At 40.1% G+C, this 25,946-nt stretch carries 21 protein-coding genes and 1 pseudogene; 8 read left to right on the top strand and 14 right to left on the bottom strand.

Features of this window, described 5'->3' with window-relative positions:
- From SANK73390_RS07790 to SANK73390_RS07760, 7 genes and pseudogenes are all read right to left on the bottom strand, one after another.
- Complete coding sequence (locus SANK73390_RS07790; RefSeq protein ID WP_462765184.1) at nt 1-480, bottom strand: hypothetical protein; 480 nt, start codon at nt 478-480, stop codon at nt 1-3.
- Nucleotides 470-2,482, bottom strand: coding sequence for a hypothetical protein (locus SANK73390_RS07785; protein ID WP_462765183.1), 2,013 nt, complete (start codon nt 2,480-2,482; stop codon nt 470-472). Before SANK73390_RS07785 ends, SANK73390_RS07790 begins: the two co-directional genes overlap by 11 nt.
- Nucleotides 2,482-4,050 carry a hypothetical protein gene (locus tag SANK73390_RS07780; RefSeq protein WP_462765181.1) on the bottom strand — a complete coding sequence of 523 codons (1,569 nt, stop codon included), beginning with the start codon at nt 4,048-4,050 and terminating at the stop codon, nt 2,482-2,484. The genes SANK73390_RS07785 and SANK73390_RS07780 overlap by 1 nt, the downstream gene beginning before the upstream one ends.
- An 11-nt stretch (nt 4,051-4,061) precedes the next feature.
- On the bottom strand, nt 4,062-5,252 hold the full coding sequence (locus SANK73390_RS07775) for a site-specific integrase (RefSeq protein ID WP_462765179.1): 1,191 nt from the start codon (nt 5,250-5,252) through the stop codon (nt 4,062-4,064).
- A gap of 217 nt (nt 5,253-5,469) precedes the next feature.
- Nucleotides 5,470-6,171 (bottom strand): single-stranded DNA-binding protein, encoded by a 702-nt coding sequence (ssb, locus tag SANK73390_RS07770; protein WP_261594589.1) that lies wholly within the window; start codon nt 6,169-6,171, stop codon nt 5,470-5,472.
- A gap of 20 nt (nt 6,172-6,191) precedes the next feature.
- Nucleotides 6,192-7,560, bottom strand: a pseudogene (locus SANK73390_RS07765) (MFS transporter).
- 51 nt (nt 7,561-7,611) lie between these two features.
- Nucleotides 7,612-8,331 carry a substrate-binding periplasmic protein gene (locus tag SANK73390_RS07760; RefSeq protein ID WP_462765177.1) on the bottom strand — a complete coding sequence of 240 codons (720 nt, stop codon included), beginning with the start codon at nt 8,329-8,331 and terminating at the stop codon, nt 7,612-7,614.
- 183 nt (nt 8,332-8,514) lie between these two features.
- Here SANK73390_RS07760 and uvrA point away from each other — a divergent pair, with 183 nt between their 5' ends.
- The gene (gene uvrA, locus SANK73390_RS07755) at nt 8,515-11,334 is read left to right on the top strand and encodes an excinuclease ABC subunit UvrA (RefSeq protein WP_462765175.1); all 2,820 of its coding nucleotides are present in this window, start codon (nt 8,515-8,517) and stop codon (nt 11,332-11,334) included.
- 53 nt (nt 11,335-11,387) lie between these two features.
- A complete protein-coding gene (locus tag SANK73390_RS07750) occupies nt 11,388-12,407 on the top strand; it encodes a hypothetical protein (protein WP_462765173.1) in 1,020 nt (339 codons plus the stop codon).
- Here the strand turns inward: SANK73390_RS07750 and SANK73390_RS07745 are convergent.
- On the bottom strand, nt 12,388-12,786 hold the full coding sequence (locus tag SANK73390_RS07745) for an acyl-CoA thioesterase (protein WP_462765171.1): 399 nt from the start codon (nt 12,784-12,786) through the stop codon (nt 12,388-12,390). The two genes, SANK73390_RS07750 and SANK73390_RS07745, sit on opposite strands and share 20 nt — an antisense overlap.
- 28 nt (nt 12,787-12,814) lie before the next feature.
- Here SANK73390_RS07745 and SANK73390_RS07740 point away from each other — a divergent pair, with 28 nt between their 5' ends.
- The gene (locus SANK73390_RS07740) at nt 12,815-13,519 is read left to right on the top strand and encodes a 2OG-Fe(II) oxygenase (protein WP_462765169.1); all 705 of its coding nucleotides are present in this window, start codon (nt 12,815-12,817) and stop codon (nt 13,517-13,519) included.
- 23 nt (nt 13,520-13,542) lie between these two features.
- On the opposite strand, the gene SANK73390_RS07735 is transcribed toward SANK73390_RS07740, so the two are convergent.
- Nucleotides 13,543-13,911: a YacL family protein gene (locus tag SANK73390_RS07735; RefSeq protein WP_462765426.1), complete on the bottom strand. Its 369-nt coding sequence runs from the start codon at nt 13,909-13,911 to the stop codon at nt 13,543-13,545.
- Between the two features lie 108 nt (nt 13,912-14,019).
- On the opposite strand from SANK73390_RS07735, the gene SANK73390_RS07730 reads away from it, so the two are divergent.
- On the top strand, nt 14,020-14,931 hold the full coding sequence (locus SANK73390_RS07730; protein WP_462765167.1) for an AEC family transporter: 912 nt from the start codon (nt 14,020-14,022) through the stop codon (nt 14,929-14,931).
- Here the strand turns inward: SANK73390_RS07730 and SANK73390_RS07725 are convergent.
- On the bottom strand, nt 14,911-15,150 hold the full coding sequence (locus SANK73390_RS07725; RefSeq protein WP_261594597.1) for a hypothetical protein: 240 nt from the start codon (nt 15,148-15,150) through the stop codon (nt 14,911-14,913). The genes SANK73390_RS07730 and SANK73390_RS07725 overlap by 21 nt on opposite strands.
- A gap of 203 nt (nt 15,151-15,353) precedes the next feature.
- On the opposite strand from SANK73390_RS07725, the gene SANK73390_RS07720 reads away from it, so the two are divergent.
- The gene (locus SANK73390_RS07720) at nt 15,354-16,673 is read left to right on the top strand and encodes a short-chain fatty acid transporter (RefSeq protein ID WP_462765165.1); all 1,320 of its coding nucleotides are present in this window, start codon (nt 15,354-15,356) and stop codon (nt 16,671-16,673) included.
- A gap of 13 nt (nt 16,674-16,686) precedes the next feature.
- On the opposite strand, the gene SANK73390_RS07715 is transcribed toward SANK73390_RS07720, so the two are convergent.
- Nucleotides 16,687-17,700 carry a site-2 protease family protein gene (locus SANK73390_RS07715; protein ID WP_462765163.1) on the bottom strand — a complete coding sequence of 338 codons (1,014 nt, stop codon included), beginning with the start codon at nt 17,698-17,700 and terminating at the stop codon, nt 16,687-16,689.
- 142 nt (nt 17,701-17,842) lie between these two features.
- Here SANK73390_RS07715 and SANK73390_RS07710 point away from each other — a divergent pair, with 142 nt between their 5' ends.
- Nucleotides 17,843-19,051, top strand: a complete 1,209-nt coding sequence (locus SANK73390_RS07710; RefSeq protein ID WP_462765161.1) for an EAL domain-containing response regulator — start codon at nt 17,843-17,845, stop codon at nt 19,049-19,051.
- On the opposite strand, the gene SANK73390_RS07705 is transcribed toward SANK73390_RS07710, so the two are convergent.
- Nucleotides 19,048-20,112: a CNNM domain-containing protein gene (locus SANK73390_RS07705; protein WP_462765159.1), complete on the bottom strand. Its 1,065-nt coding sequence runs from the start codon at nt 20,110-20,112 to the stop codon at nt 19,048-19,050. The two genes, SANK73390_RS07710 and SANK73390_RS07705, sit on opposite strands and share 4 nt — an antisense overlap.
- A 108-nt stretch (nt 20,113-20,220) precedes the next feature.
- On the opposite strand from SANK73390_RS07705, the gene SANK73390_RS07700 reads away from it, so the two are divergent.
- Entirely contained in the window at nt 20,221-22,674 is a 2,454-nt protein-coding gene (locus tag SANK73390_RS07700; RefSeq protein ID WP_462765157.1) for an alpha/beta hydrolase family protein, read from the top strand.
- Between the two features lie 223 nt (nt 22,675-22,897).
- Nucleotides 22,898-23,605: a response regulator transcription factor gene (locus SANK73390_RS07695; RefSeq protein WP_462765156.1), complete on the top strand. Its 708-nt coding sequence runs from the start codon at nt 22,898-22,900 to the stop codon at nt 23,603-23,605.
- Here the strand turns inward: SANK73390_RS07695 and SANK73390_RS07690 are convergent.
- Together SANK73390_RS07690 and SANK73390_RS07685 are read right to left on the bottom strand one after the other, a co-directional pair.
- Complete coding sequence (locus tag SANK73390_RS07690) at nt 23,602-25,113, bottom strand: YifB family Mg chelatase-like AAA ATPase (RefSeq protein WP_462765155.1); 1,512 nt, start codon at nt 25,111-25,113, stop codon at nt 23,602-23,604. The genes SANK73390_RS07695 and SANK73390_RS07690 overlap by 4 nt on opposite strands.
- 146 nt (nt 25,114-25,259) lie before the next feature.
- Nucleotides 25,260-25,874 (bottom strand): trimeric intracellular cation channel family protein, encoded by a 615-nt coding sequence (locus tag SANK73390_RS07685; protein ID WP_462765154.1) that lies wholly within the window; start codon nt 25,872-25,874, stop codon nt 25,260-25,262.
- Nucleotides 25,875-25,946 lie beyond the last annotated feature (72 nt).

Raw genomic sequence — 25,946 nt, 5'->3', positions numbered from 1 at the left:
TTAAACTCTCCCTGAAGGTGGAATATCCTTGTCGAACGGCCTTAATATATTTGAAGTTTCTCGTTCCTTTGGCACAATAGCATTGGCATTTACATCTCGATCAATAGTACTAACCTGCATTCCTTTTTGTCTTATGTGGAAAGCAATTCTCTGCCATCGTTTTTTCCAGTTAATTTCTTTACGTTTAAATTCTTCAACTTCTTTTTTTAGGCGTTCAATTTCACAAATTAATTGTTCGTTCTCTTTATCTGTTTGCTCTTTCGATTTAACTAAACCACCTGACAATGCATGTTTAGCATTGTCATATGCCGCTTTTATCTCAGATTTAGCTTGTAATGACTGCCTAGAAAAGCCAAACCTTTCTTCCAAAATAGACCACGTCAGTTTTGAACCTAAATGTCCTAATGCCCAACGGTCTAAATCTGCAATAATACCTTTAATATCGGTATCACTCATTCTTCGAAATCGCTTATTTGTCACCAGCTAACTCCTCAAGGTATTCTTTAGGATCAAAATTAACCACCCCATTATCATTAAGTTGGGCTTTCAGCGTTTTAATTTTCTTATCGTTGTGCGCAAGCCAATCACTGCTTTTTTTAGGCTTTTTAGCCTTCAAGCGTTCCCCTGCCGTTTCCCTCGCTAAACTTGTTAGAGTTAGCTGTCTCTTTTGCTCTTCTAACCGACCTTTATCATCCTTAGCCCATACATAGTCGTCACAATCAGCTGAACACTGTAAATGACGTTCACATGGTGTCTGAGAGAAGTTATGTACGCATATTCCAGTACCAACGTCATGAACAGCTTGTACACGAGCTTTTAGGACTGCATCTTGAACTGTGATCGGAACAGCTTTAACTTGATCTGCAAGCTTTCCACCTACTCGGCCGCGTTTTATATCTTCTCTTAACATTAACGCTCGTTTTTCACGGCTAGTATGCTGATAAGCTTTGGTATCTTTCGGATTTGAACGGTTAAACCATTCGGTTTGAAGAAGGTCGCTTAAGCCACCTTCATCCAGAAGAGTGTTCAATGTGTGTCTAAAATGATGACTGGTGAAATCGACCTCTATACTTGATGATGCATATTCTTCTGCTAACTTAGGGAAATAGCGCAGAAAAGTAGTCAACATAGAATGTGTACATTGCGTCGCTATCCAATGAGAATAACTTCCGCTAGAGAGTCCTTGATGCTTTACCAACATTAGGTCCTTAATAAAATATTCATTGCCATTTTGATCTATATGAATTGGCACCATCAACTCACTTGCATAATCTTTTTCGCAGTACTCCTTTATTCCTTGCTTTAAAGTATAAAAGGGCTGCCGGGATGCAATTTTTCCTTCTATTGTCAGTTTCTGTGTGTCCTTGACGGCAAAACCATTTTCTCTTATCCAGCCATTAACACCTAGCACTGTAGGTGATATGCCTAAAGCTTCGAGATCCGATTTATATAATTTTTGGTCTTCAGTAAGTTTGTTTAAAAATCTAATATCTGCGCCATTAACTCGAAACATTTCAGCAGCAGTATCACGAGCAGCTAGGCAGTGTTTGTTGAGTTCTTCCATTACTTCGCGAACTATCGGTAGTACGTCACTTGGCATATATAACTTACGTCTAGGCGTAAATGTATCGCCTTGTGAGATCTTTCTCGGAAAATATTCAATATATTCTCGACCGTCAAAATCCGTTTTGATTTTTTGATGCGGTAAAAGTGCAATTTCACTAAAGCGCCTTCCCAAACAAGCTAAGAAAGTCAGTAATAATACGTAGAATCGATACTTATGGTCTTTTGGAACTTTTTGGTACAGCTCACCCAAAACTTTAAATACGGCTGGCTCTATTAATTTGTCGCTTTTAGTTTCGGTTGTTTCAGGATCATCTAATCTTTTATGACCGATCCCTCCAGTGCTTTCAGGACGCTTCATTTTAGCGTATTTGTATTTAAAAACTATTCGACACAGCCCATTGGCATCACAATGCCCTGCTATTTCGGCTATGGCTTTGTGGAGATTATATGCAGTGCTATCAATGTAATGCTTGGAAATGTCATTACAAGCTTGATCAAGCGATTCAGGAGATAATGTTTGAAGATCTTGGTTTAGCGAATTTGCCGAATAGGATATGTAGCCTAGGGCGATTATAAAATTTCTTTGATTTGGTGCTGATTGGTGTTTGCGATGAAACCTCAAGATAAACAATGCTTTTGCTAGATCAGCCCATTTACCAGTGATAGTGCGCCCACCTAATGCTGGTGAATATATAAAATTAAATGATGATGATTTAGTATTTTTTCCTGTTAGCTTAGTTAGCCTTCCAGCTGTTACTTTCCAAGTGTCATCTTTCCAAGTTATTGCATTAAACCCCTCTAACTCCAATATTTTTGCTTTTAAAATTAATATATTAAAGTTTTCATTGCGGTCTTGTCCAAGGCGATCAATGAAAGCAATTACTTTATTTTTTCTTTTTGAACGCCCATCAGCCATTACTGCGCCTCCGAACATAACTCAGTTACTTGAGCGACTGCGGTAATTACGTCATCTAACTGGACTCCTAAGCGTGAATTCTCATACTTTTCGAGCCTTTTTTCTCTGTTTTGCAGTAAGCATTCGAGTACGTATTCATGGTCAGCATGTCGATATGGTTGAAATTTAGGGCATAAATAACATGAATAAGGTGGGTCTAAATGACATAGCTTGCCTTCGCCACAAACGCCAATTTCAGCTTGTTCTTTGGGGTTTTCATCATCAACGAAAGCAATGTGCTTGTCAACACGGTTGCCATTGACTGCCTCTTCATCACTATCTATTACTCGCCCTTTAAAAAACTGCAAATAACGTGATAGCCCTTTCGCTGCGGCTTTATCTAAATGTTCGACAATCTTTCCTGCCATTTCAAAATAAACGAGAACGTGTTGGGTATCCGTATGATCCAATATTCTAGCTAGCTCTTTTTTGCTAATGCCTTCTGAGGCTAATCCTACGGCTAGTGTATACCTCAATCGTCGAGTATTTATTTGTAACAGGCTTTTTGTAATAGGAGATATAATTTTATGCCTTGTAACAAATCCCTTCAATAAAGTTGTTATATCAGCGCTAGTTACACTGTACGCATTCTCAAAGTCTTTGGATGCTAAAGCTGCACTGTTACCTTTTTGATTCAAAAACAGTGGCCTAGGGTTTGAAATAGCCTTGCCGTTGACTCTCAACATTACGTTAGTTGAGGAGTTCTTTTGGATTAACTCCGTTATGTAATTACCGTACAAAGGTTCAAGGTATTCATCTAAAAAATCGTCTCGCGGACTTAGCTGCCTTTTTTTGATTCTTGGCATTTTCAAGATAAAGCAACGCCCATTAGATTCAGGAGTTAAATCAATAAAGTCTTCTTCACGTAAATACGTGAGATTTGCAGGATTTCGACCAAAGGCGATTGATAATGCAACCGCTACTTTTTGTTGTAAGTGTTCTAACTCTTGGCTTGCATCATTTTTCAGCGCAGCTATGAGAAGAGGCAATTCGAGTGAACTATGAAGTGGCCCTTTATCAGGATCTTCCATTCTGACCGCTTCACCTTTTGGATTACTTGGAATACTCATGCCCTCAAGTTCTAATGCATAAGCAGGGCTAAAGCCAAGCTCCGGATAATTCTCCGCACAATAAATGTACCATTGTATTGGTCTATAAAGTGCCCAAAGACGGTGCTTTTTTCTTGCGCTTGAAATAGACGACTCTATTAAAGATATTAGCCTATCTTGTAAGGTGCTTTCTGCTGATTGAAGTAGCAAAGTATCATGACGAAGAAATTCTCTCCATACATCCTGAAAAGCAGCATAACCTGCATGCGTTGAAACTCGCTCAATACGGTCTTTAATATAGAATTTAAGACCCCACCGAACTCCATCTAACACTATCTTTGAAAAATCGAGTGTCGAATTACCCCTTATAGAATAGGGTAAATCCCATACATCCGTTGATGAATTTAAGGATAATCCTTCCCGAGTTAATATAGTTGAAGAGATTCCTTGCCAACCCTGAGAGCTTATAAGTTCTTGCATATTTAACTTTCTCACCAAGGTATATCCTCCATTATTAAATCACGCTGATATTTTTGTAAGGCTACTTTAGCCTGTTCTTCAACTTCTTGAGCAATGTAGACATCTTGTGACGATAAACTACTATCGCCCCGAAGATACGCCAATGCTTGCTTTCGCTTATCTTCATCCATACCAGAATAGCGAAGAGTTCTTTCCATTTGTGACGAAAAACTATGCCTCAAAGCCTTTGCCGTTAAATGAGAAGGAAGATCATTTGAATATTTCTTACGTAATAATTGAAAAAACTGAGTAATAGATGATTGAGATAAAGGCTCTCCGTCATCGCTTAATATTAGATAATCAGATTCTTGCTCTGACTTTTCTTCCAGTACATCTCTCCATTCAGTTATATAAATATCTATGCTTTTAGCGAAGTTAGGATCTTCAATTGGTAGAATACGCCCATTACGTTTTATTTGTGGTCTTGGCTTTCTCGTATCCTGCGGATCAGGCGGTCTTCGCTCCACTCGAATAGATGATATAGCTCCAATGGTAATATCCTCAACTCTTAAGCTTAGCAACTCACCGGGTCTTAAACCGTAATAGAGCATTATCGACGTAAGTATGTAGTTACGATATTTCACAGCAGGATCTCTGCCAAATGCTTGTATATTGTCTGGGTTCAATATCGTTAGTAAGAAATCAATTTCTCTACCATCTAAACCTTTGCTTTGTGATCTATTAGTTGGAGGGGCATTTATGAATGAAGTCTCTAAGAACCCTAGTAATCTTTGCTTATTAGCAAGGGTTTGTTCGTATAAACTAGATGAAAAAGGAATTGCTCCCATAACAACATCAATATACCAAGACAGGAATTGCCTTACTGTTGTTAACCTTTGATTGAAAGTGTTAGGTGTAACAATTATTTTTTTTACCTTTCTGCGTTTTTCATGATCCCGCTTTAAATACTCAACCAATCCACCTTTAATCTCAGCTTCATTAAAAAATCTCTTACTTGTAATGCGTAGTTCTAGATCAATGCTCTCATTTTCAAGCCAAAGGTAAAGAACAGATAACTCTCGAAGATTACGAACAAGTGTGTTTGGGCTTAATGACCGACGACTTATAATGAACTCATTAGGAGCAGGAATAGGCATATCATTACTATCAAGTAGCAATGGAAGTAAATCCCCTGATTCATGTGTAATAGTTTCTACTTTCATAGTCTCTCCTAACTTTGAACTAAAGATAGTAGAAAACAAATAACTTTACAAAATATTACTTATACGATTTTTTATATTTACTTTTTATTGAATAATAAAAAAGCCTCTCTAAACTTAACGTTTAAAAGAGGCTTTTATTTTAATCTATTCATTTGTTTTATAAATACTAATCTAATTATAAATCAAAATTAACTTAACACTAATAACTTTATATCATTTAAAATGGAATATCGTCGTCAAAATCAATTGGCGGTTCCATTGGGTTTGACGCGCCACCCGATTGAGCAGGCTTAGGTGCAAAACCACCTTGCTGTTGAGGTGCACTTTGCTGCCCTGATTGCTGCGGGGCAAAACCACCTTGATTTGAACTACTCTGCTGCTGTGGCGAATAGCTGCCTTGCTGCTGTGGTGCGCTTTGCTGTGCAGGCTGCTGACTAGGTGCAAAACCACCTTGGTTTGAGCTACTTTGCTGCTGTGGAGCTTGGTTTGCGTACTGCTGCTGGCCTTGCTGTTGAGCATAGTTATTTTGTTGCTGACCACCACCTTGATACTGACCACCACCTTGTTGCTCGCCACGGCCGCCTAGCATTTGCATTTGGCCGCCCATATCGACAACAATCTCAGTCGTGTACTTCTCTTGACCACTTTGATCAGTCCATTTACGTGTCTGCAAACGGCCTTCAATATAAACCTGTGAGCCTTTACGTAGATACTCACCCGCCACTTCAGCTAATTTGCCAAATAACACCACTCGGTGCCACTCGGTGCGTTCTTGTAACTGGCCTGTGTTTTTATCTTTCCAGCTATCTGTAGTGGCAATACTGATGTTTGCAACACCATTGCCATTTGGCATATAGCGCACTTCAGGATCTTGTCCTAGATTACCTACTAAAATTACTTTGTTAACACCGCGTGCCATGGCACCCTCTCCTCACACTATTAATGCAAGCCAAGTACTTGCTTAGCTTGGTTTAAATCAAACTGTTTATCATCTATCTTAAGATAGCTGCGATTTTCTTCACTAACGACTATCGCTTCGATCACACCCGGTAGCGCAACAAGCTTGTCAGCCACTACCTCCGCTTGCTGTGGGTCAGACAGCTCAGTAATTAAACTAATAATTTTACTTTTTGGTGGGATCTGCATTCGCCATGCAATAAACAACCATATTACCCCAACACAGGCCACCGCCGCAAACACTGCATTAACTTCACTGTATTGAGCAATGTAACCACCTAATATCCCACCTAAAAAATGCGCCAAAAAATTGCCCCGATGAAAAAACCCCCATCGCAGAACCTTTTTGTGATGCGGGCGCAATCCGAGAAACTAACGCAGGCATCGTGGCTTCTAAAAAATTAAAGGCAATAAAATACAGTAGCATACAAACCGCAATCCCTATAACTGAGTTAGCCCATAGCATTAAGCTAAATGAACTTATTATCAGTAAGCCGATAGCAGCTAAAAAGGTTTGTTTCTCTTTTTGTTTACGAATCGCAATAATCATAAGCGGTGCCATCAATACAAAGGCTAATAATAGTACCGGAATATATAGTTTCCAATGTACATCAGCACTTAAGCCGTCGGCAATGAGTTGCCCTGGTAATACCACAAATAAGGTTGTTAGCGACAAATGTAATAACATCACCCCTAAATCTAAACGTAATAATTGGGGATGGCGGCTCAGTTTTCGAATGTCGCTAAGCGTGGCAATTGTATCGCCTTTAGGGGCTTTATTAACTGCACTGGGCACGACAAAAAGAATGATCCCAATGCCACACAGTGCAAGTATTGCCGTTAACCAAAATACACCTGAAATACCGAATGAGGCCGCAACCATAGGGCCTAACAACATAGCAAAAGCAAAACTTAATCCAATACACATGCCAATGACGGCCATTACTTTGGGGCGCTGTTCATCACGGCTTAAATCAGCAGCCAGTGCAAGCAATGCGCTGGCAATGGCACCCATCCCTTGTAATGCTCGACCAACCGTCACCCAATAAATAGAATCGGCTAATGCGGCTATCACTGAGCCAAATGCGAAAATAAGCAAACCCACTACAATAATAGGTTTACGCCCAAACTTGTCTGATAACCACCCCATGGGAATTTGTAGTAGGGCTTGTGTCAAACCGTAAGCCCCAATTGCCAGCCCAATCCACATTGGCGATACATGCTCAAGTGATTGACCATAAATGGCCAATACAGGCATAAGCATAAAAAGCCCAAGCATGCGAAAAGCAAATACGCTGGCAAGCGATAACGCAGCACGTTTCTCAAGAAGGTTTAAAGATTGATTTGACATATTACCCGTTTATTCAGCTTAGTTAAGCGCGCAACAGTCTATCAAAAAAATTCAGTCTAACTGATACTTTTTTAAGATTTGATCGAACTTTCCTGCATGATCTAAACGCTCAAAAGCATTCTTTAACTGTTCAATAGTAGACTGACTGACGCTTTGCTTACTTAATGCAATGTAAACTGGCTCTTGATTAACAATCAGCGGCGCTATTTCAATTTCAACAAAATCAGGATTGTGCTGTGTTTGGTAAATAATATTGTACTTTTCTTCTAAGAAGCCAGAAATACGCCCATGGCGCAATAAATTTAACTTATGTTGATTATCAGGCACATAAAGAAACTGACTTTCAGAGTCAACTTCCTGCTTCATACGCGCTTCAAACTTTGCACCATAATAAGCGCCCCTTTGAATTGCAACGGGTTTTGGCAAAGAAAATAACGCTTCAATTGACTTTACGTAATAAGGCGTTTTCGCATTCGTGGCAAATATAATGTTTTCTTGACGTTGGGGGCCTATAAAATAAGCGAATCGCATTCTCTGAGCTGTTTTAGATACACTGAGCATGAGGTCTATCTCCCCCGACTCCAGCATTTTTAATGCTCTCCCCCAGGGGATACTTATAAACCGATAACCACACCCTGCGTCATCTAACAACGCCTTGGCAAAGTCAACATCTAGACCATGCCACCGTAATTGCGCATCTTGTTGAGATTGTGCTGAATAATTTTCAAAGCGTACAATAAGCTCACAATCATGCGCTTTAGCTATCGCCATATTAAAAAAACAGCATAACAGCACAATAAAAAGTGGCCGGGTTATACCTAACAAAGTAACTACTCTCAAGTTGATCCTAACACCAAGTTTAGTTCGTTTAGTAAAGATAAGTTAATTTTTGGCAAAGTATGCGATACTGTTGCGCTAACAATTGTTGCCACTCAACTCTGTAATTAGGTCAAAATGGATAAAATAGAAGTCAGGGGCGCTCGTACGCACAATTTAAAAGATATTTCGCTCACTATTCCGCGAGATAAACTCATCGTTATCACTGGGTTATCTGGGTCCGGAAAATCTTCATTGGCATTTGACACGCTCTATGCGGAAGGCCAAAGGCGCTATGTTGAATCCTTATCTGCCTATGCTCGGCAATTCCTTTCTTTAATGGAGAAGCCAGACGTTGACCATATTGAAGGTCTATCTCCTGCCATATCTATTGAGCAAAAATCAACATCTCATAACCCGCGTTCCACGGTCGGTACTATTACCGAAATTTATGATTATTTGCGTTTACTTTTTGCCCGAGTGGGTGAACCTCGCTGTCCAACGCATGATTTACCCTTAGCCGCTCAGACAGTCAGCCAGATGGTAGACTCAGTACTTGAGCAGCCACAGGGTAGTAAACTGATGTTGCTAGCACCGGTGGTCAAAAACCGCAAAGGTGAACATGTTAAATTGTTAGAACAGCTATCTAGCCAAGGTTATATACGTGCTCGCATCGACGGTGAAGTATGTGATTTATCCGATCCGCCTACACTAGAGCTACATAAAAAGCATACTATTGAAGTGGTTGTTGATCGTTTCAAAGTAAAAGAGGGTTTACAACAACGTCTCGCTGAATCTTTTGAAACTGCACTTGAGTTGTCTTCAGGTATCGCTGTAGTTGCCAATATGGACGATGCAGGCGCTGAAGAAATGATATTTTCGGCTAATTTTGCCTGCCCAACCTGTGGCTATGCTATGACCGAATTAGAGCCTCGATTGTTTTCTTTTAATAACCCTGCTGGTGCGTGTCAAAGTTGCGATGGTTTAGGTGTCCGCCAATATTTTGATCCTCACAGAGTGGTTCAAAATCCAGAACTTAGCCTAAGTGGTGGTGCAATTAAAGGCTGGGATAAACGCAGCTTTTATTATTTTCAAATGCTGCAAGCCGTTGCAGAACATTATAAGTTCGATTTAGAGGTTCCTTTTCAAGCGCTCAGTGAAGATGCAAAGAGCGTAATTTTACAAGGCTCAGGCAACACTAAAATTGCCTTTAATTATCGTAATGACCGTGGTGACCTTATTACGCGCAATCATGAGTTTGAAGGCGTGTTAAACAACATGAATCGTCGCTATCGCGAAACTGAGTCAAGCTCTGTACGCGAAGAGCTAAGTAAATACCAAACCAGTCAAGCATGCCCAAGCTGCCATGGTTCTCGCCTTCGCGAAGAAGCGCGAAACGTATTTATTGGTCAAACAACTTTACCTGAAGTGACCACCATGAGTATCGGTGAAACAATGCACCTCTTTGAAACACTCACATTAGAGGGTCAAAAGGCGCAAATTGCTGATAAAATACTCAAAGAAATACGTGACCGTTTGTCTTTTTTGATTAATGTCGGTTTAAACTACCTATCACTTGATCGCAGTGCTGATACTTTATCTGGTGGAGAAGCTCAGCGGATCCGTTTAGCCAGTCAAATTGGCGCAGGCTTGGTCGGGGTAATGTACGTACTTGATGAACCCTCAATAGGCTTACATCAACGAGACAACGACAGATTATTAAGCACTTTAACGCATTTACGCGATTTAGGTAACACCGTTATCGTGGTTGAACACGATGAAGATGCCATTCGAGCTGCTGATCATATTATCGACATTGGTCCTGGAGCAGGTGTACATGGTGGTTATGTCGTCGCACAAGGTAGCAGAGATGACATTGTAAATAACCCAGACTCTCTCACCGGGCAATATCTCAGTGGTGTTAAAGCCATTGATGTACCAAAGCAACGCCATCAAACCAACGATAAGTGGCTAGAGCTTTTTGGCGCGTCAGGCAACAATCTAAAAAATGTTGACTTGCGTATTCCATTTGGGCTAATGACTTGTATTACAGGGGTTTCAGGTTCTGGTAAATCAACTTTGATCAACGATACCCTGTTTAAACTTGCCCATACTGCACTCAATGGCGCAACCACCGCAGAACCAGCAGCACATAAATCAATCTCAGGGCTGGATCATTTTGATAAAGTGATCGATATAGATCAAAGCCCAATAGGCCGAACGCCTCGTTCTAACCCAGCCACATACACCGGTATTTTCACCGCTATTCGTGAACTGTTTGCTGGCACACAAGAGGCTCGTTCTCGCGGCTATAAGGTCGGTCGTTTTAGCTTTAACGTAAAAGGTGGCCGCTGTGAAGCTTGCCAAGGGGATGGTGTGATCAAGGTTGAAATGCACTTTTTGCCTGATGTTTATGTTCCTTGCGATGTATGTACCGGTAAACGATATAATCGTGAAACATTAGAGGTACTGTATAAAGGCAAAAATATCCACGAAGTGTTAGAAATGACAGTGGAAGATGCACAACAGTTTTTCGATAAAATCCCTGCGATCAATCGCAAGCTAACAACGTTAATGGACGTTGGTTTATCATATATTCGTTTAGGGCAAGCTGCGACCACTCTCTCTGGTGGTGAAGCGCAACGTGTTAAATTAGCGCGAGAACTATCGAAACGAGATACTGGCAAAACACTCTATATTTTAGATGAACCAACGACAGGTCTTCACTTTCACGATATTCAGCAACTACTCGTGGTACTGCATAGGCTGCGTGACCACGGCAATACGGTCGTAGTTATTGAGCATAACTTAGATGTGATCAAAACGGCTGATTGGATTGTAGATTTAGGGCCTGAAGGTGGTGCCGGAGGCGGGGAAATACTCATTGCAGGTACACCCGAAGAAGTAGCATCGTGTGAGCAATCGCATACAGGGACTTACCTAAAGCCTTTACTTTAATTAGCAAAGGAATGTAGTTTAACTACATTCCTTTTCCACAATAACAATAATTTATGTCACAGCTACCTCATTATTTCTCTCTCAAAGATAAACTAAAACACTACCATCAGCAATTAACCGTATTCTGGTCATCGCTCAACTTAGCTCAGCGCTGTTACTTTCTCGCTATACTCTGCAGCATACTTTACCTTAAAAGTGATACACCAAGCACCACTTTGATAACGGCTATAACGACTTTGGTACTTGTTGCAATGATCAGCGAGTTTTGGCCTAGGTTTGCTCAAGTTTGGGATAGTTTGCCAGGTAAGGCTATTATTTTGCTATTTTACGGTTTTGTTGCAAATTACGCTTTAGTTCAAGCGTCAGGCGCAGTTAACAACATTGCAGGAGTCAGTGCAGAACACCTGCCCTATACTCATAACTTAGCCGTACTCATTTCAGTACCTGTGTGGTTTTTTATAACCAGCTTAGTCGTATTGCTTATTATTCAATTCGCGATTCCTATCTACATTTTTCTCCTGCTACTACTGCGTCCCTTTGGTTTACATACAATGTGGCATGCACCGAATTATCGCTTTGCAATTATCACGGGACTCATTCGCTTTGGTGCGGGTCTATTTTTGCTTGTACAATTAGCCTTATTATCTACCTATACAGGTGCTTTAAAGGAAGTAAGTAAAACCGTAACTAATATAATCAATGGCCTTGAGACAGATTTAACTGTAAATATACTAGTCCCGTCAGCACAAAAGAAAGCTTCTGCGTTGAAAGAAAATCCAGAGTTAGCAACAACGTTGTCTGAATTAAACGCAAAAAATGACGTATTGAGTCAACGAGCCACTGCCTATGAGCAAAAGATTACCAACATTTTAAGTCACTTTATTTTTGATCACGAAGCCGACTTATATTCTCGCTGTGATCATACCAAGGGCAGTCGAGTTATTGAGCTTAATGACTATGAAATACTTGAAATTATAAGGCACAATACGACTGAAGATACACACTATACTTACCAAGTTAAGCCTTGCATCTCAGCCGCTATCGGCCATCAATTTAAGCCTCAGAAACCATAAAACCAGATAACGGCTCGCGCTCCTGCTCTGACAAAGACCTAGAGCGCTTAGCTGCAAAATCATAACGCACCATAACGGTTTTTCCTTCAGCGCAACACTCTCCATGTTGCCATGCTTGCTGTACTATCACAAAAGAGCTATTACCGATGTGCTCAATGGCGGTTTTAATTTCCACTTCTTGGCCATAAAATAATTCGCCTTTGAAGAGTACCTCAACCTTTGCGACAATCAATTTCCATTGATGTGGATTAAGATCTGGGGTGAATATTTTAAAAATAGGCACTCTTGCCGCTTCAAACCACACGGGGAGTACGGTATTGTTTATATGACCAAGTACATCGGTTTCGCTAAATCGCGGCATCAATTTTTCAGACAACATAATAATTCCAATAACTGTAGGTAAAAGAATGACAGATTTTATACGCGTTTATGACAATGCGCTAAGCGCTGAATTTTGCGATCAATTCATAGACCTTTTTGAGCAAAGTCCACATTTAAAACAAGGGACAACCTCAGGCGGTGTCGACCTTACCAAAAAAGTGAGCCAAGATCTGTATTTAAACTCCTACCAAGAGTATGCTCAGCCTCTTCAGCATATACAACAAGTTACCGCCGAGCATGTGTATAAATACATTGAAGAGCACTTATTTATGATCATTGGTGCATTTGGCCTCAAAGTATATCACCCAAAAACCGGGCAGCCTGTTGATGTCACCTTTGAGAACTTTGCTGAGGTTGGTAAGCCGCAATTACCTGTACTAATTCAGCAGCTGTTTCGACTTGGTAACATTCAAGCGCAAAAGTATGAAATAAACAAAGGTGGATACCCTTATTGGCACAGTGAAGTCTACCCACAACACGATCACAATAACGCGCTACACCGAGTGCTGCTATTTATGTTTTATCTTAACGATGTGAGCGAAGGCGGTGAAACCGAGTTTTATTATCAACAGAAAAAAATAGCACCAAAGAAAGGCTCTATGGTTATCGCCCCAGGCTACTTTACCCATACCCACCGAGGTAATAAGCCAGTTTCAAATGATAAGTATATCCTAACATCTTGGGTATTATTCAACCAGGCTGAACAAATATACGGAGCCCCTACGAGCTAACAAATAAAATCGTGGTACCTAAATTAAATACGATTGATGAACTGGTACCACGCTTGTAATAAGTCCATAAAGTCCTCAAAGCCGCAACCACTGACTAAACCATGCTCGTCAAGCTCAAGCGCGTCATCGGCATAATGACTGATATCATCTGCTTGGTGAAACAATGCATGTGCTTCAAATAATGCCTCTTCACAAGAGAGCGTAAGGCGCACTTCAGTACCTTCGATCACTAATGTTTGTTTATTTTGAGGCAATGCCTTTGCTAAATTGATAAGCGATAATACATCGTCATATGCAAGCTCCTCATTAAGCCAACGTCCGACCAATGCATGCTCATCACTCACTCTAATTTTAAACCCTGTGATTGGGTCGCGAATAAATTGATACTCCAAAATACCACTCAATCTAGTTTTGTTTATTCCTTATTATACGCTGCTAACCTTGAGACATACTACGCAAACTAGGATAATGTGCTTTCTTTATTATTAATGAGTCAAATAATGACCGCTTTTAGTATTCTATTTCCAATCATATTCGTTGTATTTAGTGGTTATGCCTGTGCCAAGCTAAACATCTTTAGTACCTCAGCATTAGATGGATTAAGGCAATTCATATTTAACTTAGCAATACCTGTTTTTCTTTTTATCAACATGTATCAGGCTGATCTTACCCAAGCATTATCGGGTTCGGTTATGTTGAGTTTTTACCTACCTGTATTCGCGGTGTACTTGATAAGTTGTGGCGTCTTAAAACTGCTTATGAATAAAAGCCTAGCGGATAGTGCTACAATTGCGTTAGCAAGTACTTACTCAAACACCATATTAGTTGGTTTGCCTGTCATTATTTCAAGCCTAGGTGCCGAATATGGCGCCATGGTATTTATGATTATTACCTTTCATAGTGCCTTATTATTTAGCTGTACTTTTATATTTGCGAGCAACTTTCAAAGTCGTTTTATAGATACCATTAAGCCCTTACTACTGAATCCAATCGTTATGAGTATTAGCTTAGGCTTAGTATGTAATTACCTCAGTATGCCCATTTCAGATACCATTCAAACAGCCCTAACGTTACTATCTGAACCCGCAATCGCTGGGGCTTTATTTGCTTTGGGAGCAAGCTTAAACAATTACTCAATAAAACACGCGTGGCAAAGTGCCTTATTTATCAGTTTAACTAAATTGGTTTTATTACCATTAACTGTATTTGTCATGGCCAAGTGGGCAATGCAACTTCCTTCAAAACACGTAGCAGTGCTGACCTTAATGAGTGCGTCACCATTGGGCGTAAATGCCTACCTAGTCGCTCGCCAACTAAAATGCCAACAGGCAGTGTTGGCAAGTAGTGTTGTGTTATCAACCGTATTAAGTATATTTACGCTAGCCGCATGGTTAACGGCGCTCGTAACTTGAATAATGAGTATATTTAGCCGCATCAATAATTGCCCACAAATGTACCACTGCGCCAATGACTGGCGGTACAACTAAAAACCATAAGGCATAACCACCAAACACAACAATTGCAAAAATCAACGCCGCTAAAATGCGCCCTTGTACCAACTGGCCTAAACCAGGAAAAAATATATTACAAATGGCCGCAATTACGTTACCGCCTGAACCTTGTTCTGCCATGGCATCCTCTCTTGTTATTTACTAAATCTAAAAATTATATTTCTGACTAATTCAATACACTTACTATGCCAATTTTAATTTGATTAAAAATCAACAACTAATAAAAAAGCAGCCTTCCTATCTAATTATAAAGTTAGCCTAAAAGGCTAACTTTTGGTGTAAATGTTAGTTATCATTGAACAAAAATAAGACTAGGATGACCTATGTTATACCGTATTACTCGCCCGCTCAGTAATTTCGTAGAGCGTTATTTGCCCGATCCATACATCTTTGTACTGTTGTTAACTATTATCGTACTCGCTTTAGCCAGTATCGTCACCCCATTATCACCAATGCAAACAGTACAAGTTTGGGGTCAAGGGTTTTGGCAACTACTTAGCTTTGCCATGCAAATGCTGCTAATTTTACTTGCAGGATATATGCTTGCCAGTGCTCCTTTGTGTATAGCAGCATTAAACACATTAGCCAAACAAGCCAAAACCCCGGTTATTGCTATCATCATGATCACCGTTGTCGCCATGCTCGCAAGCTGGATAAACTGGGGTTTTGGGTTAGTTGTGGGCGCGCTTTTTGCCAAAGCGCTAGCAAAGCATGTTTTAGTAGATTATAGAGTTTTAGTTGCTAGTGCCTACTCAGGGTTTATTGTTTGGCATGGTGGCCTGTCTGGTTCAGTACCACTAACTATTGCTAGTGAAGGTCACTTTTCATACTCAGATATTGGCGTTATCACGACGCAAAGTACATTATTTTCGCCTTTTAATTTACTCATTTTAGCTTTGTTATTACTATTTTTACCTATTTTGAATACGCTACTATTGCCACCAAAAGAGCAGCAAGTGCTCATAGAAAAAGCCAAGTTAACAGAACAAACAGGGCAAAAATCCAAGATTAAGGGCACTTTAACTCCAGCTCAAAAACTTGAACACAGTAAACTGTTGGGCGTCCTTGTTGGGATTTTAGGATGTACATACCTATTCCATTACTTTGTGTTTGCCAGTGGTAAATTAAATTTAAATAGCGTGATTACTATCTTCTTATTTTTAGCTATTTTGCTACATCAAACCCCTGCGCGTTTGCTGGCAAGTTTACATAGTGCCATTGCTGGTGGGGCCGGTATTGTGATCCAATTTCCTTTTTATGCAGGTATTATGGCTGTTATGGTTGAATCAGGACTAGCGCAACAAATTTCCTCTGCATTTGTCTCAATAAGTAATGCTGAAACACTACCATTTTGGAGCTTTCTTAGTGCTGGTTTAGTTAATATATTTGTGCCATCAGGAGGTGGTCAATGGGCAGTGCAAGCCCCTATTGTGATACCAGCAGCACAAATGTTAGATGCCGATATAGCACGCGTGGCAATGGCGGTAGCTTGGGGTGATGCGTGGACCAACCTAGTCCAACCTTTTTGGGCCCTGCCCGTGCTCGCTATCGCAGGCTTAAAAGCCAGAGACATTATGGGGTTTTGTTTGATTCAGCTAATTTTCAGTGGCATTGTCATTGCAGCTATGCTCACTTGGGCATAGCTGCGAACCTTGCTTAACTAGAAAGTAGTTTCATAGGCAGACTCAAAATCACGTTTTCTGAGTCTGCAAAGTGCATCATTACAGCGATATGCCCAGTAGCAACCAATATATACATTATCGCTGAAAACACCTGTCCATACCTATCTAACGGTAATAAATGCGAAGCATGTCGAGCACGCCATTCAAATAGTATTTCAAAGCTACCAATAAATAAAAAGAATACCAGCAACATTAAACCGAATATGTAGCTTATCCACAAGCCAAATAAAACACCTGCCATACAAACAGTTAAGCCTACCCAAGACTTCATCGAAAAACTAATACTTTTCAAAACGTGTCCGCCATCTAACGGCAAAATAGGCAATAAGTTAAATAAGTTAAGCAATGCGCTAAGTACTGCAACTCCAGCAAAAATCTCCATATCCGTAGCATAATACAACACCACGCCCAAAACAGAGGTGATCAAGCCAAACGCAGGACCCATTAGAGATATCACGACGTCTTGCCAACGAGTCGTGATTTTGTCATCACTAACAGCAAGGCCACCCACAAACGGAATAAGATAAATACCTTTCGTTTTAATATTAAAATACTGCATAGCACGAACATGACCATATTCATGTATTACCAAACATGCCACTAGCATTAATGCAAAAGGCCAAGAGAATAACCAGGCATATCCCGCAACCGATGCGCCTGCCAATGCTGCTTTTATGACTTTCGCACTTTTAAAAACTTTAAAGCCCAAGGCGGCAAGTCCAATAAGACTTTTTTTATTTTCACTATGCGGTGCTGGCAGTGCTAACCATTGCCAAGTTGCACCATCGACTGATACGCCTAATTGCTGCTGCTTTAATTGCGTTACATCAAACTGCAAAATACCTTGTTCATAAGCACACTGAACAACTTCTGGTGACTGCTTATCTATAGGCAAGGCCTGTTGTTCACAAAACACTTGTACTAGCTGCTCACCGTGCAACAACACTGAAAATGTTTGGCTTAATACAGTAAATTCAATTCTCGTCATGATCTTAAACGTTAGCTTTTTTTGTATTATCCCAGCTAATAATGATACTGACAAACGATACATTTACCGATTTTGTCGTCTGCACATTTTATATCTGTGTACTAGACTTGAATGAAGTGTGTGTGAATTAAAGGATATGAATATGACTACAGAAACAAGGCAAGTGATGGTCGTTGACGACTCACAGGCAATTCTTATGGTCATGCAGGCAATGCTAACTGAGTTAGGAATTAATAACATTACCACGTGTACCAGCGCCATAGTAGCAATGGAGAAAGTAGTGCAAGCCCCTCGCCGTTTTGATGCCATATTCACTGACTTGAATATGCCTGAAATGGACGGGATGGAGTTTATTCGCCAATTGGGTGAAATAAAATATCCAGGTGGCGTTGTCATCATCTCTGATATGGATACCAAGATCATCGACCTTGCTGCAAACTTAGCTCGCCAGTCAAATGCCCATCTAATTGGTAATATTTCTAAACCTGTACAGCTAAAAGAAGTTGCTAGATTACTTAAAAAATTAGAGTCTTTTATTGCACCTGAAAAACGTCATATTGCACCTATTACTCAGTCTGAGTTGCTTCATGCGATCAGCCATCGCCAGGTCACTCCTTACTATCAACCAAAAGTAAATCGTGCAAATAAATCTATCGACAGTGTAGAAGTGTTAGCCAGAATCATAACCCCTGAGCATACTCATACTATCTTGCCTGAGCAATTCATTACATTAGCCGAAGATTTAGACCTGATAAATTTAATTACCTTTCAACTATTTGAAAAAGCAACAGAAGAATTTAAAGAGATAAGAACGGAGCTACCCAATAACGTAACTCTCGCGTTTAACCTTTCACCCGTTCAGCTTGATGATATTAATTGTCCAAATAAGTTAGCATTAATCTTAGAGCTAAGTCGCTTAAAACCAGAAGATGTTATTTTAGAAATAACTGAGCATTCACCATTGAACAGTAGTGTGCAACTTGAAACACTCAATCGACTAAGAATGCGTGGTTTTTCTATTTCATTAGACGATTTTGGTACTGGGTTTACCAATATTCAGCAGTTAAAAACACTGCCATTTACCGAAATAAAAATAGACCGCTCATTAATAACTCATATCGATTCAGATCGTTTTTCTCAAGTGATTGTAGATAGCCTAATAGACATTGCGCAAAGTGAGCAAATTGGCATTGTTGCTGAGGGCATTGAGCGCATTGAAGAGTTACAATACTTAGATAGGTATAAACATAACTTATTAATGCAAGGCTTTTTGATAAGTAAACCAAAAGCCAAGACTGAATTCATTCGCTGGATCCACTCTTGGCTTCGTATGATGAACTCAAATTCCTAGTTATCTTCTTTATCAGTTTCGATTAGGTGGCTATGCGCATCAACGCGCTCGCGCCATTTTCGCTTGGCCGCCTGCTGCATATTAGTTGATTGTTCGCGTTCATCAATAATATCCATTCCCATCAACGACTCAAGCATATCCTCCAACGTTACGATCCCTTGAATATCTCCATACTCATCAATAACTAACGCTATATGAATACGCTTCTCTAGTAACGTTTGAAATAGTGACGGCGCATCAAGTGTCTCTGGTACGGTGTACAACGACCTTACTAGCTTACCTATTTTATAATCTTCACCAAGCCTGTGATAAGCCAACATAATATCGTTTTTATGTACAAAACCGACAATATCATCACTATTTTTATCGAAAACTAATATTCTCGAAAAAGCAACTGATCCATGCTCAGATAAATATGCGTTTACTGTTAAATCTTTATGCACTTTGAATAACACTGTACGAGGCGTCATAACGTGTTCTAGTTTTGCATGACGAAAGCGTAGCAAACTTCTTATGGTTTCCGTTTCTTCTTGCTGTAATGCCCCTGCTTCTGAACCTATTTCAGCCATCGCTTCTATCTCTTGACGAATGTAGTGAGCTTCGCTTTCCTTTTTCCCCATTAAACGCGTAAGCATATCAGAGAGTAAGACAAATGGTTTCAGTATCCTCACCAACCATACTAAAGCGCCAGCTACGACTGGAGTGAGTGCTCTCCAATAGGTTGCACCTAGTGTTTTTGGGATAATCTCTGATAATACTAACACCAGTAGAGTCATGATTGCAGAGGCAATTCCTACCGCAGTATCAGAAAATACCACTGCGGCTTGCGCGCCTACACCCGCTGCACCAGCAGTGTGTGCGACTGTATTCAACGTTAAAATAGCCGCTAACGGTTTATCCACACTACTTTTCAATTGCTGGACTCGTTTAGCTAGTTTAGGTTTGTCTTTTTTTAGAACAGCAACATAGCTGGGTGTAATACTGAGCAACACCGCTTCCATCACTGAACATAAAAATGAAATACCAATGGCTAACACCATATACGTAACCAATAAAAACAACCTAAACTCCTTAACTTAATAATGAATCGACACTAATCGCAACTTTGCTGACGTGACCAATATATATGCTATATTGGGTCAAAATATTTACCTACAATAGGCTCAGACATGATTTCACGCACCGCAGCCACTTTACTCTTTTCAACACTCGCAATGCAACTGAATGCAGCACCTTTAGATGAAAAGAAAATCCAGTTTATTGGTCCAATTCCGACTTATAACAGTATAAAACCTAATAATACCGCACATCAGAGTAAAATAATCGAATCGCTATTGCCCAGCTTGCAAAAGCAAACAAAAGCACTAACGATTTTTGGAAATGATTTAAAATGGCAACGCATGGCTGATGTTGATGCGTTGACTATGGCTGGTATCCAAGTACTCAAATTTAACTTCGCAGCGAATCGTTTTATACAAGGTAAGTTAAGTCTCAGTGGCATTAAAAAGGCGCAGGTATTTCTCAATGGAGAACTTCTCTCTGGAAAAGAAAGCTATGATATTCATGCCACTACAGGTGACCATCAATTAATCATCGTGGCTGAACAAGTAGATAACTGGCATGTGGTAAAGATTGACTACACGCCTAATTCTGAGCACGATAGTATCGCGTTACATAACAATAAGCCATTTTCGCTCTCGGCAAAGCAATTATTTGATGCGCCAACAATAAGCGCTATTGGTTTGTCACCTAATGGTCGTTTTTATATTACCACTGAGCGACACTATTCAGATAATAGTGGGAACACACCAATAACAGAGACGGTGCTTAAAGATAGAAATAACAAGATTATCTATCGTTTCGATGGCGTTACTGCTGATAGTATTACATGGCGCAGCGACTCTAAACAACTCGCTTACATGCAAGAGCAGCAACTCAAAGTACTCAATCTTGAAAATTTAACCACTAACACTATTACATCAGCGCTTGAAGGTGCCAGCGGGTTTGAATATTTTAACGACGATACGTTAATTTTTTCTTGGTCTAAAAAGCCATCAGATTCAAAATCACTTGTTAAGCACTACCAAGGTTTAGAAGATAGGTGGTCGTATGCACGTACCAACAGTCAAATATACTTGCTCGATATTCGCTCAGGGCTGATTAACGGGCTTACTGAAGGGAAGTTAAGTCATTATCTTCAAGATCATGATGCACAAAGAAACACTATTTTAGTAAGTCGTAATCCACAAGACTATCAAGCCCCCCCTCATATGCTCACAGAGCTCATTGAAATTAACTTAAATGATGGTAAAAAAATACCCATTGGCGCTTATCGAACCTTTAATCAAGCACAATACGCCAGTAATGGCCTCTATGTTGTAGCAGGGCCAGATTTTGCGAACGGTCTAGGAAGAGCATTACCTGAAGGCACACTTGCCAACAATTATGATGGACAACTTTATTGGTTAGACCGTCAAGGGCAAAACGCTAAGGCATTAAGTAAAGCGTTCGATCCTGCGGTCGGTGATATTACAATACTAGATAACGATGACTTGATCTTGTATGTGTCTGATAAGGATACTAAGCAGTTGTATTTATTTGATGAAAGTAAATCTCATTATAAACACATTAAAACTGATTTAGACGTTGTTGAAGACTTTGCTGTAACACATACAAAACACGCTGACATATTGGTCAAAGGCACGCAGGCTTCTGCTCCACAACAGCTAAAGCGTATCTCTTTAAAAAATAATAATACCAAGCAATTATGGAACTCCAAAGAATTAGCATACCAGCACACAAGCATAGCTAGCTTAGAAGAGTTCAACTTTACTAATCGCTCCGGCGTTGAGATAACAGGCAGAGTATATATTCCAAACAACTTAGACAAAACTAAAAAATATCCTGCGCTTGTTTATTACTATGGAGGCACATCACCCGTATCTAGAGCTTTTACTGGTCGTTACCCTTTTAACCTCTGGGCTGCAAATGGTTACGTTGTATATGTGTTACAACCAACCGGCGCCACAGGCTTTGGTCAAGCATTTTCGGCAAAGCATGTTAACGCTTGGGGAGAATATACGGCGCAAGATATCATCGATGGTACCAAAGCATTCACTCAAGCCTATTCATTTGTAGACCCGAAGCGTATAGGTAATTTAGGGGCGTCATATGGTGGCTTTATGACTATGCTATTGGCAACAAAAACAAATATGTTTAGTGCCTCTATCGCCCATGCAGGTATTTCAAATCTTACCTCTTACTGGGGGCAGGGTTGGTGGGGCTACAGCTACTCTGGCGAAGCATCGAAAAACAGCTTCCCTTGGAATAACCCAACTCTGTATTCTCAGCATAGTCCGGTATTTCACGCAGACAAGATACAAACGCCACTACTACTAATACATGGCGATGCTGATACCAACGTACCACCAGGTGAAAGCCATAATATGTATACTGCATTGAAACTTTTGGGTAAGGATGTAGAGTTAATAGAATACAAAGGCGCAAACCATCAAATTTTGGCCCGTGACCGCAGATTTCAGTGGTGGGACACCATGCTCGCCTATTTTGATATGCACCTAAAGAATCAACCTCAATGGTGGCAACACATTTATCAAAAGTAATTAAGTATTGTGAAAGTGGCCACCGCCACTTTCATATTTACTCATTAATTTGAAGCTCGCATACTTATTCGGACGCACCTCCCTGAAACACTCCTTAAATAACTATAAATTTTCTCAATTGCATGTTTTTAACGCTTTTTATTGCAAAAAAATCACCTTAAGCTTCTCAGTCATGATTTTACAGTGCTAATATAAACGTAATTATTGAATAGATAACGACATTATGAGTATTCAAGTATTATTAGTGGAAGACGATGCGCTATTAGCGAAACGTATTTTAAGCCATTTCGCACAGACAGAATTTACAATAAAAGTTGATAATACCGGTGCAAATGCACTCTCACATATTCATCAAGCTGGCCGCACGGACACGCCGATCTCTTTAGCAATCATTGATATTGTATTGCCTGCTACTGATGGATTAGAGCTGGCCAAAGAAATTAATACACTAACAGATATAGGTGTGATCATGCTTTCTAGTCGCGATTCACAGGCTGATCGCATTGCAGGGCTAGCTCAAGGCGCGGATGATTATGTTTGTAAACCTGTAGATTTGCTTGAGCTTGAACTTAGAGTACGCGCACTCTACAAACGTATTTCACAAAACTCTGAAGAGGAAGATGAATCAGAAGAATTTATTGAATATGCTGATTTTAAACTACACCCAGATAATCGAACGCTAATAAATCAACATGGTGAAGAGTCACGTTTAACAGAGGCTGAACATAAAGTTCTTATCTGCTTAATAGCGAACGCAGGTAAAGCCACATCAAGAGAAAAAATATCAGAGGATATTGGCCAACCAGATTGGAGCCCCAACGATAGAACAGTAGATGTACTGGTTGGTCGGCTCCGTAAAAAGTTAGGTGATGAAAAAGATCAAAAACGAATTGTAACGGTTCGTGGTAAAGGCTATATGCTTTCAGCCTAATAGCGCGTTAGCTGACTGAGTAACCTCTCAAATGCTCGATAACTTAACGCTTCCTTTAATGCATTTAAAGTAATATTTGGTTCGCTGTTTAAATCAGCTATGGTACGTGCAACTTTTAAAATTCGGTGATAAGAACGTGGAGACAATTGTAATTTATCAACTGCTTTGGCCAAGTACTGCTTTTCTTTCTCCGCTAAATGGCAGTAGTATGCAAGCTCACGGTTACTCAACATCGCGTTATTTTTATTTTGTCGCTTTAATGCAATAGAGCTAGCCTTTTCAACACGCAGCCTAATCGCTTCGCTTGTTTCTTCTGCCTGTTCACTTTGCAATTGTGCCGTTGATAAGCGCGGCAGCTCAATTTGTAAATCTATACGATCTATAAATGGCCCTGATATTTTTGATAAATATCTTAAAATTTGTTCTGATGTAGCTCGTTTATCATCATAGCTCCCAGTTGGGCTTGGATTAAGTGCCGCTATCAATTGAAAGCGTGCAGGAAAGTCGACTTGCTGAGCCGCACGCGATATAGTCACGAGACCTGTTTCCATAGGCTCTCTTAACGAATCAAGTACTTTCCTTTCAAATTCAGGTAACTCATCTAAAAACAATACACCATTATGCGCTAAAGAAATTTCTCCTGGTTTGGGTTTTGAAGAACCTCCTACTAAAGCTACAGCTGAGCAAGTATGATGCGGACTTCTAAATGGACGCTTGCGCCAATTATCAGTGTCAATGCGCTTGCCCACTAGTGAATAAACAGACGCAGTCTCTAGCGCAGCTTCAGCACAAAGCTCTGGCATTATAGTAGGCATTCTCTGCGCCAGCATAGATTTCCCTGTACCTGGAGGGCCCAGAAAAAGTAAGTTATGACCGCCAGCTGCTGCAATCTCAAGTACTCTTTTTGCGCTTGCTTGGCCCTTCACCTCATCCATATCAATATCGTTTAACATTGCAGGGGTCGCTTGTTGATATTGTAAGTTTAACGGCAAAGGTTGCTGACCTTGCATATCCAACCAAAGCGATTCGAGCGATGCCACTGCTTTTCTATTCACATTCGGCGCTAAACTAGCTAATGCATCATTTTCTATTGGCAGATAACAGCATCGCTTTACATTTTGTGCCGCCAATACACTTGGTAAAATGGCTTGAACTCCTAATATTTCACCGCTCAGCGCCAACTCGCCATAGAATTCGTAATGCATTAGCTCTTTACTTACTAGTTGCCCAGATGCAACAAGGATCCCGACTGCAATTGCTAAATCATATCGACCGCCTTCTTTGGGTAAATCTGCAGGAGACAAATTTACGGTTATACGTTGCTCTGGAAACAAAAAGCGAGAATTGGTTAAGGCTGAGCGAACTCTCTCTTTCGCCTCTTTCACTGAAGTTTCAGGTAACCCCACAATATGAAAAGCAGGTAAACCATTGCTAAGGTGCACCTCAACACATACCTGTGGCGCGCTGATCCCAACTTGGGCTCGTGTATATATTTTTGCAAGTGACATATCCCTGTCCTAATTTTATACCAACCAGCGTAGTTAAGTACTACCTTATAAAGAAAGCAAGTCCACTCTACAACAAAGTACTAATTTTGCTATTAACTTATCAAAAATTGCTAACGAAGTTCATATTATCAATTGAACGCCTATGACTATTCAGAATATTTAAAAATATGTAGTACAAAGTTAAAACGCATAGCCAATAGCCGAAGAGATAGTGTAACCGCCATAGCAGACAGCATCGTTACTTCTAACGAAAATGACCAATATATCATTTGTGTATAAACAATACCTCCAGCAATACAAGTAATTGCATAAAGCTCGCCTTTTAAAAGGAGTGGAATTTCTCTAGCTAACACATCACGTATTAACCCTCCAAAACACCCTGTTAAAACTCCCATAATAATCGCTGTCGTATCTGGCATACCTATATCCAAGGCCTTTTTAACACCCATAACAGCAAAAAATGCCAACCCAAAGGCATCAGCTACCTGCAGCATTTGCTTTGGTATCGTTCTTTGACTATTTAAAAATAGAACGCAAATAAAAATAGCGCCAAATATTGCCATAAAATAGTGAGTATCATTTAACCAAAAAACTGGAACATCCAAAATAATATCTCGTAATGTACCACCACCAATTCCTGTCACCGTAGCTAAAACCACCACACCAAAACCATCCATGTGTTTGCTATGCGCAATCAATGTTCCTGAAATCGCAAAAACCATTACCCCCAATAAATCAAACCAATGGATCAATTCTGGCATATATATCCCCTACATAAAATTTAATTTAAGAATATTAATTTAAACGATGCAAAGCGAGAAGTGTTTTATCGT

Source organism: Pseudoalteromonas sp. SANK 73390 (genome assembly GCF_054966645.1).
Note: the sequence above shows the minus strand (reverse complement) of the source record. Positions and strands in the feature narration are given on the sequence as shown.